This window comes from Thermaerobacter sp. FW80, from assembly GCF_004634385.1.
GTDB lineage: Bacteria > Bacillota > Sulfobacillia > Thermaerobacterales > Thermaerobacteraceae > Thermaerobacter > Thermaerobacter composti.
This window is the reverse complement of sequence record NZ_CP037895.1, coordinates 1,064,700-1,080,284: the sequence shown is the minus strand read 5'-3', so window position 1 is coordinate 1,080,284 and position 15,585 is coordinate 1,064,700. Positions and strand designations below refer to the sequence as shown.

Annotated in this window: 10 protein-coding genes; 5 read left to right on the top strand and 5 right to left on the bottom strand. The window is 74.6% G+C overall.

Going from position 1 to position 15,585, the window contains the following annotated elements; all coding sequences use genetic code 11:
• The first annotated feature begins 84 nt into the window (after window positions 1–84).
• Window positions 85–621 carry a type II 3-dehydroquinate dehydratase gene (aroQ, locus tag E1B22_RS04675; RefSeq protein WP_135224754.1) on the top strand — a complete coding sequence of 179 codons (537 nt, stop codon included), beginning with the start codon at window positions 85–87 and terminating at the stop codon, window positions 619–621.
• 198 nt (window positions 622–819) lie between these two features.
• On the opposite strand, the gene E1B22_RS04670 is transcribed toward aroQ, so the two are convergent.
• From E1B22_RS04670 to uvrC, 4 genes are all read right to left on the bottom strand, one after another.
• Window positions 820–1,170 carry a phage holin family protein gene (locus E1B22_RS04670; RefSeq protein WP_135224753.1) on the bottom strand — a complete coding sequence of 117 codons (351 nt, stop codon included), beginning with the start codon at window positions 1,168–1,170 and terminating at the stop codon, window positions 820–822.
• A 55-nt stretch (window positions 1,171–1,225) separates the two neighbouring features.
• Entirely contained in the window at window positions 1,226–2,773 is a 1,548-nt protein-coding gene (locus E1B22_RS04665) for a fused MFS/spermidine synthase (protein ID WP_135224752.1), read from the bottom strand.
• Window positions 2,774–2,896: 123 nt separating this feature from the next.
• Window positions 2,897–4,450, bottom strand: coding sequence for a thiamine pyrophosphate-binding protein (locus tag E1B22_RS04660; RefSeq protein ID WP_243123739.1), 1,554 nt, complete (start codon window positions 4,448–4,450; stop codon window positions 2,897–2,899).
• 294 nt (window positions 4,451–4,744) lie between these two features.
• Window positions 4,745–6,940 (bottom strand): excinuclease ABC subunit UvrC, encoded by a 2,196-nt coding sequence (uvrC, locus tag E1B22_RS04655; protein WP_243123735.1) that lies wholly within the window; start codon window positions 6,938–6,940, stop codon window positions 4,745–4,747.
• Between the two features lie 554 nt (window positions 6,941–7,494).
• Here uvrC and E1B22_RS04650 point away from each other — a divergent pair.
• The 4 genes from E1B22_RS04650 to E1B22_RS04635 all read left to right on the top strand — a co-directional run bounded on the left by E1B22_RS04650 (window position 7,495) and on the right by E1B22_RS04635 (window position 12,734).
• On the top strand, window positions 7,495–8,637 hold the full coding sequence (locus tag E1B22_RS04650; RefSeq protein ID WP_243123733.1) for a radical SAM protein: 1,143 nt from the start codon (window positions 7,495–7,497) through the stop codon (window positions 8,635–8,637).
• Between the two features lie 132 nt (window positions 8,638–8,769).
• Window positions 8,770–9,342, top strand: a complete 573-nt coding sequence (locus E1B22_RS04645; protein WP_135224750.1) for an IS607 family transposase — start codon at window positions 8,770–8,772, stop codon at window positions 9,340–9,342.
• A complete protein-coding gene (tnpB, locus tag E1B22_RS04640) occupies window positions 9,339–10,607 on the top strand; it encodes an IS607 family element RNA-guided endonuclease TnpB (RefSeq protein WP_135224749.1) in 1,269 nt (422 codons plus the stop codon). The genes E1B22_RS04645 and tnpB overlap by 4 nt, the downstream gene beginning before the upstream one ends.
• A 504-nt stretch (window positions 10,608–11,111) precedes the next feature.
• Window positions 11,112–12,734, top strand: coding sequence for an AI-2E family transporter (locus E1B22_RS04635; protein ID WP_243123731.1), 1,623 nt, complete (start codon window positions 11,112–11,114; stop codon window positions 12,732–12,734).
• On the opposite strand, the gene uvrA is transcribed toward E1B22_RS04635, so the two are convergent.
• The gene (uvrA, locus tag E1B22_RS04625; RefSeq protein ID WP_135224748.1) at window positions 12,715–15,585 is read right to left on the bottom strand and encodes an excinuclease ABC subunit UvrA; all 2,871 of its coding nucleotides are present in this window, start codon (window positions 15,583–15,585) and stop codon (window positions 12,715–12,717) included. The genes E1B22_RS04635 and uvrA overlap by 20 nt on opposite strands.

Here is a 15,585-nt window from a genome sequence, read left to right as displayed (position 1 = left end):
CGGCCAGCAGGGCGCGCAGGCCACCGGGCCACGACGTCAGGGTCCGGCTGACGCCCGGGACCCGGCAGCAAGGAGGAGGGTGCCATGGCATCGGCAGCATCTGGGGCATCGGGGGCCTCGGCCGGCGCGGGCCCCCGCCCGCCCCGCATCCTGGTCCTTCACGGTCCGAACCTGAACCTCCTGGGCCGGCGCGAACCCGAGGTGTACGGCACCACCTCGCTGGCGGCCATCGACGCCGCCCTGCGCCGGCGGGCCGCGACGTCCGGCGTAGAGGTCGACACCTTCCAGAGCAACCACGAGGGCGCGCTGATCGACCGGCTGCACGAGGCCCCGGGCCGCTACCGCGGCGTGATCCTCAACCCCGGCGGCTACGCCCACACCAGCGTCGCCCTGCGGGACGCCGTGGCGGCCGTGGTCGGGCTCGGCGTCCCCGTCATCGAGGTCCACCTGAGCAACGTCCACGCCCGCGAGCCCTTCCGTCACCGCCTGTTGACGGCGGGCGCCTGCCGCGGCGTGATCAGCGGCCTGGGGGTCTGGAGCTACCTGCTGGCGCTGGAGGCCCTGCTCGCAGCCGACGGGCCCGGCGGCCTCCCCGCGGAGGCCGCGGCGCCGGCGTCGTGACGGCGCAGGACCGAGGTGGCCGGCAGAACCGCGGCGCGCCTCCGGCGGTCCCGTCGCCGCGACCCCGTCCCGCGAGGCGCCTCCGGCGATCCCGCCGCCAACCCGTCCCCGGGGCCGCCCCGGCGTCCGTCGCCGTGGCGGCCGCTTCGCCATCCCCCGCCCCCGCGCCGCCTCGCGCCGCGGCGGGGCCGGACTCCCTCAGCGCTCCCCCCGGTCGACCCAAAGGCGCGAGGCCACCGTGCTGACCGCGCTGACCAGCAGCGAGCCCAGCAGGGCGGACACGAATCCGTCGACGTCGAATCCCGGCACCACCGCCGCCGCCAGCCAGAACATCAGGGCGTTGACCACGAAGGTGAAGAGCCCCAGGGTGAGGCACCCCAGGGGCATGGTCAGGAACAGCACCACGGGGCGGATCACGGCGTTGACGAGCCCCAGGGCCAGCGCGGCCACCAGGGCCGTCCCCGGCCCGCGGACGTCGATGCCCTCCAGGAGCCATGCCACCAGCAGGATCGCCCCGGCGTTGATCAACCAGCGGATCAGCAGGCTCATCCATCGCCCTCCCTCATGCGCCCCCTGGCTCCCGCCGCCGGGACCCGCGGCATCGTCACTCCCCCGTCCGCGGTGGGACCGCCCCGGGCAGGGGGTCGTCGCCCTCCAGGTGCAAGAGGGCGTCCACGGGCGCGTAGGCGTCCCGCAAGACCGGCACGTCGTCCACCCGCACGGGCCGGTCGTAGATCCAGGCGGCCGCCGCCCGCAGGGCCTCCAGCTCCGGGTGCCGTCCCGTCCATGTCGTGATGGCGCGGGCCAGCTCCGCCGCCGACAGGGGACCCGGGGCGTCCCGGTCGTCGCGGGCGACCAGGATCACGTTCTGCAGGGCCTCCGGTCCTTCGGGGAGGACCGGCAGCAGGTAGACCTCGCCGAACACCTCCCGGTAGGTGCGGTAGAACGCCCGCAGCAGCGCGCTGCGCGGCCCCTCCAGGGCGCCGATGACGTTGGCGACCACCACGCCGCCGGGTTCCAGGCGAGCCCGGACCTCCTCGAGGAATTCCCGGGTCGTCAGGTGGAAGGGGATCTCGTCGGCGTAGTAGGCATCGAGCAGCACCAGGTCGTAGCGGCCGGGTGCCCGCCGGACGAACCGGCGCCCGTCCTCGACGTATACCCGCAGCCGCGGGTCGGAGGGCAGGGCGAAGTAGCGGCGGGCCACGTCGACCACCACGGGGTCGAGCTCCACCACGTCCACCGTCACGTCCGGATAGGAGGCGAGGATGCGCTTCGGGATGGACCCGCCGCCCAGCCCCACCAGCAGCACCCGCCGCGCCCCGGGGTTCAGCGCCCAGCCCACGTGCATGACGTCGGTGTACGCGAAGCGGGCCCGGACGGGGTCGTCCAGGTACATCCCGCTCTGCCAGGAGTCGTCGAAGCGGAGGAACCGGCTGTCGCCGCGGTCTTCCACCCGCAGGTGGTGGTAGAGGGTGTTGCGCTGGAAGACGACCCGCGCCCCGTCGGGCGTCACCGCGGCGGGCGCGGGCGGCGGCACCACGGCCAGCCCCAGCAGCGCCGCCGCCGGCAGGGCGACCGCCAGGTGGCGCCGGCCGGCCAACAGCAGCCCCGTCGCGGCCAGGACGGCGGCCAGCGCCTTGAGGATGGTGCCCGTGGCCAGCCAGGGGATGAGCCAGAAGGCGGTGGCCAGGGTGCCGACGATGCTGCCGGCGGTGGAGACGGCGTAGAGGCGGCCGGCCACCCGCCCCACGCGCTGGGCGGAGGGCGCCGAAAGCCGCACCAGCCAGGGCGAGATGCCGCCCAACAGCAGCCCGGGCAGCAGGAACAAGGCCGCGGCCGCCGCCAGGGGGGCGAGCCGGGGTCCCGGGACCCGCTCCGCCAGGGCCGCCACCCACGCCTCGCCCCGGGCCGCCAGCACCAGGATCCACGCCGCCGCCCCGACCAGCACCAGCGCCGGCCCCGCCCGGGACGGCCAGCGGTCGGCCGCCGCGCCGCCCAGGGCGTAGCCGGCGCTCAGGGCGGCGAGGACCACGCCGATCAAGCTCCCCCACACGAAGATCGAGCTGCCCAGGGTGGGCGCCAGGATGCGACTGCCCAGCAGCTCCAGGGCCATCAGCACGGCACCGGCGAAGAAGGCGGTCAGGGCCACCATGGTCGGTCCGTCCTCCGTCCCGCCGTCCCGCCGGCGGGGTCCCGGGATACGGGAGTCTTCGCCACGGGGGTGGGCGACCCCCCCTTGGGGGAGGCTCCCCGACGCCGGGACGGCCGGGGGAGGTCAGCGCGGCACCGCGACGGGGCGCAGGCGGGCCGCCGGCACCCCGCCGCCCCAGCCCGGCTCGTCCCACTGGAGCCGCAGGGCCGGCGCCGCACGCCGGAAGAACTCGGCCACGTCGGCCGCGGGAGCGGCGCCGAGGGCACCGTTCCCGGGCCCCGCCGATGCCCCGTCGCGGTCGAGGCGGACCAGGATCTCCAGGTCGAGCCCCAGGGGCGCGATCCAGGGCAGGACGGCACCGGCACCCCACAGGCCCGCGGGCGTGGTCACCGCCCGGGCGGGCCGACCCGTCGCCCGCGCCGCCCCCCATGCCGCCGGGATCGCATAGCCGGCGATCCCCAGCCGCACCGGCAACAGCAGCGAGCGAGCGCCGGCGACGGGCAGGGCGGCGGCCTCGGCGACGCTCAGCGCCTCGGGCTCGGCGGCGGTCAGCCGCGGCTCCAGGGCGGACAGCCACCGGTGCCCCTCCGCCGCCGGTCCGTCCATCGCCTCGGCGCCGGCCCGCTCCTCGGCCAGCTCCTCCTGGAGGCGGGCCACCGCCTTGCGCCGCTGCTCGGGGCCGGTGGCCCCCAGGTAGACCTCGGGCCCCGCCGGCCGGGCCATCTCCGCCTCGACGCGGCGGACCAGGGCCGCCAGGGCCGGCGCCGCGTCCGCGGGCAGCGCCATCCAGACGGGGACGTTGCGGCCGAGGCGCTCCACATCCCGGTCCACCTGGATCACCCGGCCCTTGAGGTCCAGGTCGCCGTGCTCGGCGGGCGAGAGGGTGGTGCCGACCACCAGGACCACGTCGGCCTCCTCCAGCCAGCGGCGGGCCGGAGCGGCCGCCAGGCCGTTGATGGCCAGGGGGTGGTCGGCGGGCAAGAGCCCACGGCCGGCCAGGGTCAGGAACACCGGGGCGCCCAGGTCCTCGGCCAGCCGGCGCAGGCTCTCGCCGGCGCCCGCCGCGCCGCCGCCGGCGACGATGGCGGGCTGGCGGCAACGCACCAGGGCCGCGGCCACCTGGTCCAGCCAGCGGCGGTCGATGGCAGCCTCCTCGGACCGGCCGGCGTCGACCGTCGAGCCGGGGAAGGGGATCACCCGGCCGTTGGCCGTGGCACGTCCCGGCACGGCCGGCAGGGCCTCGTCGGCCAGCTCGATCAGCAGCGGCCGCGGCCGCCGCCGCGCCAGGTCGGTGAAGGCCGCCTCCAGCACGAGCTCGACGTCCTCGGGGCGATCGACGCGGGTGTTCCAGCCGGTGAAGGGCTCGGTCAGGCGCAGGGCGTCGGGCAGGGACCCGGCGCGCTCGCGCCCGGCCTCCAGGTCCGCGGCGGTCCCGCCCCGGACCAGCACGACGATGGGTACCGAATCGGCGTCCGCCATCACCAGCACGGGCAGCATCGCGTTGAGTTCGGCCCCGGAGCCCGCCACCAGCACCGCGGGGCGCCCCGTCGCCCGCGCCGCCCCGTCGGCCGCGGCCGCGGCCTGGGCCGCGGGCAGGGGCGCACCGGCGGCCAACACCACCGCGGGGCGGTAGCGGCTCACCAGCGACGCCGTCGCGCGCTGCCAGGAACGTTCCATGGCCATCGCCTTCCCGATGCTTCCCTCCTTGACCTCGACCTCGGCACCTCGGCACCGCGCGCCGTCATCCGCGCCGTCCTCCCGGCGGGCTCCCGCCCCGCCGGACCCCCGCCGTGGCCCGCCGGAACCGGCACCGGCGCCCGTGCCGGCCGCCGCTCCGGCCGCGGCCCGCCTCCCTGCCGTGGGCGGCGGGCCGTCCCGCCGGCCGCAGCAGGGGGCCGGGGTGGCGGCGAGCCCCGACGGCGCCCCGACGGCGCCTTGCCGTTCCCACCGGGCTGCCGTCGGCGCCGGAGGTCAGTCGTCGCGCCCCTCCGTCGCCGGCAGCCGGTGGAACGCCCGGTAGACGGCCTGCGCCGCGGCGCGGTTCATCCCCGGCACCGCGGCCAGCTCGTCCTCGCTGGCCCGGGCGATGGCCTCCAGCGAGCCGAAGGCCTCCAGCAGCGCCTTGCGCCGGCGCGGACCGATGCCCGGGATCTCCTCCAGCACCGAGTGCAGGCCGGCGCGCTGCCGCAGCTGGCGGTGGTAGGCCAGCGCGAAGCGATGCGCCTCGTCCCGGATGCGCTGGAGGAGGTGCAGGGCCGGGGAGTCCCGGGGGATGACGATGGGGTCCGGCCGGTCGGGGGCGAAGACCAGCTCGAACCGCTTGGCCAGGGCGAACACCGGGATGTCCACCAGCCCCAGTCGGTCCAGCACCTCCTGGGCCGCCGAGAGCTGACCCTTGCCGCCGTCGATCAGGATCAGATCCGGCAGGTCGCCGAAGCCGCGCAGGGCTTCGCGCCCCCCCTCCCCGTCGCCTTCCGGCACCACCCCGCCGCCGTCGTCGGCGGAGCCGGCCCCATCCGCCGCCTCAGCCGGGGACGCACCGCCTCCCAGGGCCACCTGGGGCGCGGGGGCGGCCGCCGGCCGCGTCCCGCCCAGCGGCTCGCCGAGTTGGGCCGCCCCGGTACCGGCGGCCCGGGCACGCGGACCCTCCTCCACCGGGATCCCCTGCGCCTCGAGGCCCCGGCGCAGCCGCCGGTAGAGGACCTCCTGCATGCTGGCGAAGTCGTTGGGCGCCTCCACCGTGCGGATGCGGAAGCGGCGGTACTCCGCCTTGGCGGGTTCGCCGTCGATCATCACCACCATCGAGCCGACGGGCTGGGCGCCCTGGAGGTTGGAGATGTCGTAGCACTCGATGCGCCGGGGCGGCTCGTCCAGCTCCAGGTAGCGGGCCAGTTCCTCCAAGGCCCGGCGGGCCCGGTCCTGGCGCACCCGCTGGTCGGTGGTGGCCTGGGCCAGCAGCAGCCGGGCGTTGTGCTGGGCCAGTTCGACCCAACGGCGCTTGGTGCCCCGCTGGGGCCGGTGGAGCCGCACCTGGACGCCCCGCCGCTGGCTGAGCCAGCGGGCGATCACCTCGGCCTCGCCGGGCGGAAGCTCCACGGGGAGCAGGATCTCCCGGGGCACGAAGGTCGCCCGCCCGTAGTACTGCGTGAGGAACGCGGCCAGCAGCTCGCCGTCCTCCAGGCCCTCGACGCCCGTCATGGCCAGCTGCTCGCGGCCGATGACGCGGCCCTCGCGGACGAAGAACACCTGGGCGTGGGCCCGGTCGCCCTCCCGGGCGATGCCGATGGCGTCCTCCTCGCCGCGCCGCGGGCTGGCCACCTGTTGCTGCTCGAGGACCTGGTGGAGCGCCCGCAGCTGGTCCCGCAACTCCGCGGCCCGTTCGAACTCCCACCGCTCCGCCGCCGCCTGCATCTCCGCCTCCACGCGCTCCAGCACCGCCCGCGACCGGCCCTCGAGGAACGCGATCAGGTCGCGGATCATGGCGTCGTACTGCTCGCGATCGCAGAGGCCGGCGCAGGGCGCCAGGCAGCGCCCGATGTAGTGATGCAGGCACGGCCGCCCGCCCCGACGCAGACGGTGGTCGGAGCAGCTGCGGTACGGGAAGACCCGCCGGATCAGGCGCAACGCCTCCTGCAGGGAGGCGGAGAAGGTGTACGGCCCGAAGTAGCGGGCGCCGTCGTCCTGGACCTGGCGCACGATGCTGACCCGCGGCCAGTCCTCGTGGACGTGCACCTTGAGGTACGGGTAGGTCTTGTCGTCCCGCAGCCGCACGTTGTACCGCGGCCGGTAGCGCTTGATCAGCGTGTTCTCGAGGACCAGGGCCTCCACCTCGTTGCGGGTGACGATGAACTCCAGGTCCGCCGCCCGCTGGACCATGCGCTGGATCCGGGCGGGCAGGTGGCGGGCCGCCTGGAAGTAGGACCGCACCCGCTGCCGCAAGGACCGCGCCTTGCCGACGTAGAGCACCTGGCCCTCGCGATCCTTGAACAGGTAGACGCCGGGTTGCTCGGGCAACTCCGCCGCCTTCTGCCGGAGGCCGGCGGCGGCCGGTTCGGCCGGTTCGTCCGTAGGCCCGGCCGCTGCCGTCGCCTCCTGCGCCGGGGAGCCGGCGTCAGGCGTCTCGGCCTCGGCGCCCGGGGCCCCGGGTGTGCCAGCGTGCACCCGCACGGCGGTCCGCTCCGCGTCACCGGCCCGGCCGGGACGGGGCGGGGCAGCGGCCACCGCCGCGGCGCCGGGGACGTCCGCGGAGGCCGGGCCGGGACGGCGGTCCGGAAGGGAGGGCGCCCTCCGGGACCGCCCGGCGACGGCCTCCACCGGGGAGCCGCTGTCGGGGTGGCGATCCGCCTGCCGGCCGCTGGCGCGCGGGCGCGTGCTGTCCCCCGGTCCAGGGGCGGCGCCCCGCCCCTGGCGGGCAGGGACGGCACGGTCCCCGCCGGACGTCGCCCGGTCCTGGCCCGGGCGGGACGTCTGGATGGCTTCGCCCGCGCCCTGGGATCGCTCGCCGGTGGTCACCGCCGTCGCCTCCCTCCGTCCCGTCCCTCCGGGACCGCCGCACGCGAGTGCCAGGGACCGGGGTCGGGGGCCGCGGCCCGCGGCCCCCGACCCCGTGCGGTCCCGCAACCCGCATCGATCATAGCACGCCGGCCAACGGCTTGACCGAACGGCCATTCCCCCCTACAATCCCGGTAGGGAACACGTGTTCGATACCGGGGGGTGAGCCCGTGCGTCCCCGCGCCCGGCGCATCCAGTACCGCTGGTTGCCCTGCAAGTCCCTGATCAATCGGGTTCCGGAGGGCATGCCCTTCCGCTGGAGCATCAACCCCTACCGCGGTTGCACCCACGGCTGCGTCTACTGCTATGCCCGGGCCACCCACCCGTACCTGGGCCTGGATGGCGGCGTCGACTTCGAGTCGGTGATCTTCGTCAAGGCCGGCGCCGTCGAGGCGCTGCGCCGCGATCTAGCGCGGCGCAGCTGGGCGCGGGAGCTGGTCGCCATCGGCACCGCCACCGATCCGTATCAGCCCATCGAGGGCAAGTACCGGTTGATGCGGGGCATTCTGCGCGCCTTGATCGACGCCGACACCCCCTTCTCCATCACCACCAAGAGCACCCTGGTCCTGCGGGACCTGGACCTGCTGATCGAGGCGACGCGGCGCGCCGGGTGCACGGTCAACCTCTCCATCCCCACCGTCGACCCGATCCTGTGGCGACGGCTCGAGCCCGGCACCCCCCATCCCCGCCAGCGGCTGCGGGCCCTGCGGCGGCTGCGCGAGGCCGGGATCCGGGCCGGCGTGTTCCTGGCCCCGATCCTCCCGGGCATCACGGACGATCGCGACCACCTCGAGGCCGTGGTGCGCGAGGCGGCCCGGCACGGCGCGGCGTTCCTCTGGCCCGGCGTGCTCCACCTGGGTCCCGGCGTCCGCGAGTGGGTGTTCCCCGCCCTGGCCCGCATCCGCCCCGATCTCATGCCGATGTACCGCGCCCTCTACCGCGGCCGGGACGCCGCCCCGTTCTACCGCGAGAGCGTCCTCCGCCGCGTCGAGGCGTTGAAGGTCCAGTGGGGATTGCCGCGCCAGGCTCCGGATCGGCCCCAGCCCGCCCGCCCGGCCGCGGCGGCGCGTGGCGGCGCGGGCCCGTCGACGGCTGCGGCGAGCATGGGCCCCACGGCGCCCGCCCCTTCCCAGGTCGACCGGTGGACGAACCGGCCCGCCGCCGGGCCGCCGGCCCCGGAGGGCGGACGGACCGCCGGCCTCCCGGTGGGCGATGCCCCGGGCCGCGATGGGGCGGCCCCCCAGCGGCGGGGCCGTCGCCGGGGAGCGGTGCCGGACAGCCAGCAGCTGGCGCTGCCCCTCCCCGGCGCATAGCGCCGGGGGACCGGGGCCCCGGGACCCCGGTCCCCCGGCCGCGGCCCGGGGCCGCGCACCGCGGTTGGGGGCCGTTAACAGCTTGCCGAAATATAGTCAGACATAGGCAAACATCTGTGCTACATTTCCAAGATGAAGCTCTCCGAGTGGGCCAAGCGTGAAGGAATCAGTTCCATCACCGCCTGGCGTTGGTGGAAGGCGGGGCGGTTGCCCGTTCCCGCCCGGCAGGCCCCATCCGGGACCATTCTCGTGGACCTTCCGGCTCCGGCGAAAGGGGAGACGGTGGTCTGCGCTTGCGTTTCCTCGCACGACCAGAAGAACGATCTCGACCGCCAAGTTGCCCGGGTCACGGCATGGGCAACGGAACACGGGTTTCCTGTGGACCAAGTGGTGACGGAAATCGGGTCCGGGCTGAATGGGAAACGGGCGAAGTTTCGCCGGCTTCTGGCCGACGCATCGGTTGCCACCATTGTGGTGGAACACCGCGATCGGTTGGCCCGCTTTGGGGTGGAGTACCTGGAAGCCGCTCTCGCGGCCCAGGGGCGGCGCATCGTCGTCGTGGATCCGAGCGAATCAACAGAGGACCTTGTGCGCGACATGATTGAAGTGCTGACCTCCTTCTGCGCTCGGCTGGATGGCCGACGGGGAGCGCGGAATCGGGCCCTGCGGGCCCTGGCTGCAGCCCGCCGGGGCGATGCCGAATGAAGGTTCTTCAAGCGTACCGCTTCGCCCTGGACCCCACACCCCGCCAGGAACGGGCGCTGGCCTCCCACGTGGGCGCCCGCCGCTTCGCCTTCAACTGGGGCTTGGCGCTGGTGAAGGAGCGCCTGGAAGCCCGTGCCCGGGGCGAGGACGTGGAGGTGCCATGGACCCTTCCCGCCCTGCGGCGGGAGTGGAACCGGCAAAAGCACCGCGTCGCCCCCTGGTGGCGGGAGAACTCGAAGGACGCCTACGCCTCCGGGCTGGACGGGCTGGCCCGGGCCCTACAGAACTGGTCCAAAAGCCGCAAAGGTGAACGTAAGGGACGCCGGGTGGGGTTCCCCCGGTTCCGGAAGAAGGGCCGCGGGCGGGAGTCGGTGCGGTTCACCACCGGCGCGATCCGGGTGGACGACAAGAGCCACGTCGTCCTGCCCCGGATCGGGCGGGTGAAGACCCACGAGCCGACCACGGCCCTGCTCCGACGCATCGAAGCGGGGACAGCCCGCATCCTGTCCGCCACGGTGTCACGGGAAGGGGGCCGGTGGTTCGTCAGCTTCACCTGCGAGGTGGAGCGGCAGACGGGCCAGCCCCGGTTCCCCGGGCGGGTGGTGGGCGTGGACGCGGGGGTGAAGCACCTGGCGGTCCTTTCGACGGGTGAGAAGTGGCCGAACCCCCGGTCCCTTGAAAAAGTGCTCCGGAAGATCGCCCGGTCCAGCCGCGCCCTGGCCCGGCGCCAGAGGGGCAGCCGGGGGTGGCACAAGGCCCGCCGCCGGCTGGCCCGGCTCCATGCGCGGGTCCGGAACCTCCGCCAGGATGCCCTTCACAAGCTCACACACCACCTCGCGAGCACCTACGGTGTGGTGGTGGTTGAGCAGCTGCACGTGGCGGGCATGATGAAGAACCGGCGGCTGGCCCGGGTGCTGGCCGATGCGGCCCTGGCGGAGATCCGCCGCCAGCTCCGCTACAAGTGTCCCTGGCACGGCGCGGTCCTGGTCGAAGCGCCGCCCTTCTATCCCAGCAGTAAGCGCTGCTCACGGTGCGGCGCGGTCAAGCCGTCGCTGCCGCTTTCGCAGCGCGTTTTCCGCTGTGAGGAATGCGGGCTCGTGCTTGACCGGGACGAAAACGCGGCCCGGAATCTCGCGGCCCTTGTGGCCGCCGTCGCCGGGAGTGGCCCGGAGACGGAAAACGCCCGTGGACGGGATGGAAGACCTGCCGCAAGGCAGGCGGTCCCGGAGGAAGCGGGAAGCCGGCACCGGCGCATCGCCGGGTAAGACCGGCACCGCTGATCCGCAAGGATCAGCTGCCTGAAACAGATGACGATGTTTCAGGTAACGGTTCCGGCCCGTTCCCCGTCATGTCCCGTCGGCCGTCATATCGGCAGCGTGCGGCGACCATACCGTCTTAGGGGTCGAGACCGGGTCGGGCCGGGGGCCGGGTCGAGCCGGTCTCCGTCGATCCGGACCGCAAGGATCGGTCGCCGCCGACCGCGGGTCCCGTCGGACCCGCCGGACTGGGCCCCGGAGCCGTCGGGGCCCCACCGGGGAGCCCGCGGCGCTCGGCCGACCGCAGGCGGCGCCCCGGGCCAGGCATGACGGCGGTCGCCTGGCCCCTGGCCCCGCGGCACGGCCCTGGAGGCAGGGGCGGCTCGCCAGGAGGGAACGGACCGGCCCGCCGTCGAAGATGGCCCGATGGCCTGGAGGCCCGGCCTGCCGGCCGATGCGGCCCGATGCCGCCCGCCGTGCCTGGGGACCGGCGTCCCCCCTGGAGGGATCGATGTGACCACCGATCCGTCGCCGCCATCGACGCAGCCGCCGAGCGAGGCGCGGGGTGGCCCCGGTGGCCCGGCGCCCCCGCCCGCCCCGGCCCCGACCTGGTCGGCCCTGGTGTCGCTGGCGACCGTGCTGGCCGCCGCCGGGGTGGCATGGCTCGTCTGGTGGGTCCTCTCCCACTTCGCCCGCACCTTGACCCTCCTGGGCCTGGCGGGGATCCTGGCCTTCCTCCTGGAACCGGCGGTCAGCTTCCTGGAGCGGGGCATGCGGAGCCGCGCCCTGGCGGCCCTGGTCCTGTACCTGGCCTTCGTCGCCCTGGTGGCCCTGGGCGTGGTCTACCTGGCGGGTCCCATCAAGGAACAGGCCCAGGAGCTCTTCTGGGCGGTGCCGCGGTATCGCGAGCAGGTCGAACAGGCGGTGCCGCTGCTGCAGTCCTACCTGGCCGCGTTGCGGGAGTACCTGGCCCGCTACGGTGTCAGCCTGGAACCCCACGAGCTGGCCGGCCAGTTCCTGGAGCGGGTGGCAGGCAACACGAACCGGATCCTCGCCGGCGTCACCGCGCTGATCACCGGGGTCGGCACCACGCTGGCCAACGCGCTGCTGGTCCTGGTGATCTCGATCTACCTGGTGGTCGACGGGTCGGGCCTCAACCGCCAGATGCTGGGCTACCTGCCCCGGCGCTACCGCGCCCCGGTGCGCCGGGCACAGGCCGTCGCCCTGCGGGTCTTCGGCGGGTACGTGCGGGGCCAGTTGCTGCTCGGCCTGATCATCGGCCTCGCCGTGGGCATCGGCATGAGCGTCCTGGGCATGCCGTACCCGGCCCTGCTGGGCGTCATCGCCGGCGTCATGGAGCTGCTGCCCATCATCGGCGCGGTGCTGGGCGCGATCCCGGCCATCCTGGTCGCCCTGTTCCAGCCCTGGCCCACGGTGCTCTACGTCACCCTGTTCTTCGTCGTGGTCCAGCAGCTGGAAGGCAACCTCCTGGTGCCGCGCATCACCGGCCAGGCGGTGGGCATGCACCCCCTGGCGACCCTGCTGGCGCTGATGGCGGGCTATGAGGTGGCGGGCATCGTGGGCGCGATCCTGGCCGTCCCCGTGGCGGCGGTAGCCCAGGCGCTGCTGCGCGAGTTCAGCCCGCCGGACCCCGACGCCCCCGGCGCCGGCGGCCCACCGGGCCGCCGGCGCCGGCCGGGGCCCGACCAGCCCTCCACGGGGGGCGACGGCTCCCGGCCCGGGCCTTCGGCCCGGCCCGCGCCTTCGGCCGGCCAGGCGCAGCCCACCGCGCAGCCGGAGTCGCCGCCGGCGGCTCCGGCTGCGCCCGCCGCCCCGCCGCAGGCTCGCCCTGGCGGCGATCCCCCCGCCGGACCGCCGGCCCGCACCACCGGCCTCGACCCCGCGGGCGGCACCGGCCCCGCCGGGGGCACCGCCTCCGCCGACAGCCAGACCTCCGCCGGCGCCAACCCCGCGCAGGGCGGGGCCGCTGCCTGTGGCGTCGCCGCCGGCGATGCCGGCGACCCTGCCGGCGGCCGCGGCCCCGCCGCCCACGGCGACGGCGCGGCCCGCGGTGCGGGCGGCGGCGGTCGCCCGCACCGCGGGCCGCGGATCACCATCACACGGCGGCCGGCTTGAGGTGGGAGCGGACCCGCGAGCGCTGGCGCTCCAGGTGCTGGCGCAGGAACCGGCCGGTGTAGGAGGCCGGTTCCTCCATGATGGCCTCCGGCGGGCCCTCGGCCACCACCCGCCCGCCCTCGTCGCCGCCCTCCGGACCCAGGTCGATGACCCAGTCCGCCACCTTGACCACGTCCAGGTTGTGCTCGATGACGATCACCGTGTCGCCGGCGTCCACCAGCCGCTGCAGCACGTCCACCAGGCGGTGGATGTCGGCGAAGTGCAGGCCGGTGGTGGGCTCGTCCAGGATGTACACCGTGCCGCCGTCGGACCGGCGCGAGAGCTCGGTGGCCAGCTTCACCCGCTGGGCCTCGCCGCCCGAGAGCTCGGTGGCAGGCTGCCCCAGGCGGATGTACCCCAACCCGACGTCATAGAGGGTCTGGAGCTTGCGCTGGATGCGCGGCACCGCCGCGAAGAACTCCAGGGCCTCTTCCACCGTCATGTCCAGCACGTCGGCGATGGACTTGCCCTTGTACTTGATCTCCAGCGTCTCCCGGTTGTACCGCTTGCCCTTGCACACCTCGCAGGGCACGTACACGTCGGGCAGGAAGTGCATCTCGATCTTGATGATCCCGTCGCCCTTGCAGGCCTCGCAGCGCCCGCCGCGCACGTTGAAGCTGAACCGGCCCTTGGTGTAGCCGCGCATCCGCGCCTCGGGCGTCGCGGCGAAGAGCTCGCGGATGAAGTCGAACACGCCGGTGTAGGTGGCCGGGTTGGAGCGCGGCGTACGGCCGATGGGCGACTGGTCGACGTTGACCACCTTGCGCACGTACTCCAGGCCCTCGATGCCGTCGTGCGCCCCCGGCCGCGTCTTCGTGCCGTAGACGTGCTGGGCCAGCCGCCGGTAGAGGATGTCGTTGACCAGGGTCGACTTGCCGCTGCCCGACACGCCGGTCACGCACACCAGGAGGTTGAGGGGGAAGCGCACGTCGATGTCCTTGAGGTTGTGCTCCCGCGCCCCTCGCACCACCAGCCAGCGGCCGTTGGGCTGCCGCCGCCGCTCGGGCACCGGGATCTCCCGCCGGCCGGAGAGGTACTGGCCGGTGACAGACTCCGGGCAGTTCACCACGTCGTCCAGCGTCCCGGCCACCACGACCCGGCCGCCGTGCTCGCCCGCCCCGGGCCCGATGTCGACGATGAAGTCGGCCGCCTCGATCATGTCCTGGTCGTGCTCGACCACCACCAGCGTGTTGCCCAGGTCGCGCAGTCGCTGCAGGGTGGCGATCAGCCGCGCGTTGTCCCGCTGGTGGAGGCCGATGCTGGGTTCGTCCAGGATGTAGAGCACGCCCACCAGGCCCGAGCCGATCTGGGTGGCGAGCCGGATCCGCTGCGCCTCGCCCCCCGAGAGCGTCCCCGCCGGCCGGTCCAGCGTCAGGTAGTCGAGGCCCACGTCCGCCAGGAAGCGCAGCCGCGCGCGGATCTCCTTGATCACCTCGCGGGCGATGGTGGCCTCGCGCTCCGTCAGCTCCAGATCGTCCAGGAAGCCCAGGAGCTGACGCACGGACATGGCGGTGATCTCGGCGATGTTCTTGCCACCCACGGTGACCGCCAGGGACTCCGGCCGCAGCCGGGCGCCCCGGCAGGCGGGGCAGGGGTGGGCGCTCATGTACTGCTCGATCTCTTCCCGCTGGGCGTCGGTGGTCGCCTCCCGGTAGCGGCGCTGCAGGTTGGCCACCACGCCCTCGAAGGTCACGTACCGCTCCCGGACCCGCCCGTACCGGTTCTCGTAGCGGAAGCGGATGGGCTCCGGCGTGCCGTAGAGCAACACCCGGATGAACTCCTCCCCCGCCTCCTCCAGGGGCGCCTCCCAGTCGACCCCGAAGTGGCGCGCCACCGCCATCAGGAGCTGCGGGTAGTAGTTCGAGGAGCCGCGGCTCCACGGCACCACCGCCCCGTCCGCCAGGGACTTGCGCCGGTCCGGGATCACCAGCTCGGGGTCGATCTCCAGTCGGCTGCCCAGACCCGAACAGACGGGGCAGGCCCCGTAGGGGCTGTTGAAGGAGAACATGCGCGGGCTCAGCTCTTCCAGGCTGGTCCCGCACTCGGGGCAGGCGAAGCGCTGGCTGAAGAGCATCGGCTCCCCGTCCAGCACGTCGATCAGCACCAGGCCGTCCGCCAGGCCCAGGGCCGTCTCGATGGAGTCGGCCAGCCGACCCCGGGCGCTGGGGCGCACCACGATGCGGTCGACCACCACCTCGATGGTGTGCTTCTTGTTCTTCTCCAGCTTGAAGCCCGGTGGCAGCTCCGCCAGCTCGCGCACCTGGCCGTCGATCCGGATCCGGACGAACCCGGCCCGCCGGGCCTCCTCGATGACCTTCTCGTGCTCGCCCTTGCGGCCCCGCACCAGCGGCGCCAGCACCTGCACCCGCGTCCCCTCGGGCAGCTCCAGCACCCGGTCGACCATCTGCTCCACCGTCTGCTGGCTGATGGGCCGGCCGCAGTCGGGGCAGTGGGGATGGCCGACGCGGGCGAAGAGCAGGCGCAGGTAGTCGTAGATCTCCGTCACCGTGCCCACGGTCGACCGCGGGTTGCGGGTCGTGGTCTTCTGGTCGATGGAGATGGCCGGCGACAGCCCCTCGATCAGGTCGACGTCCGGCTTGTCCATCTGCCCCAGGAACTGGCGGGCGTACGCCGACAGCGACTCCACGTAGCGCCGCTGGCCCTCGGCGTACAGCGTGTCGAAGGCCAGCGAGCTCTTGCCGCTGCCGCTGAGGCCCGTGATCACGATCAGCTTGTCCCGGGGCAGCTCCAGGTCGATGTTCTTCAGGTTGTGCTGCCGCGCCCCGCGGATGACGATCCGATCCTGTCCCAT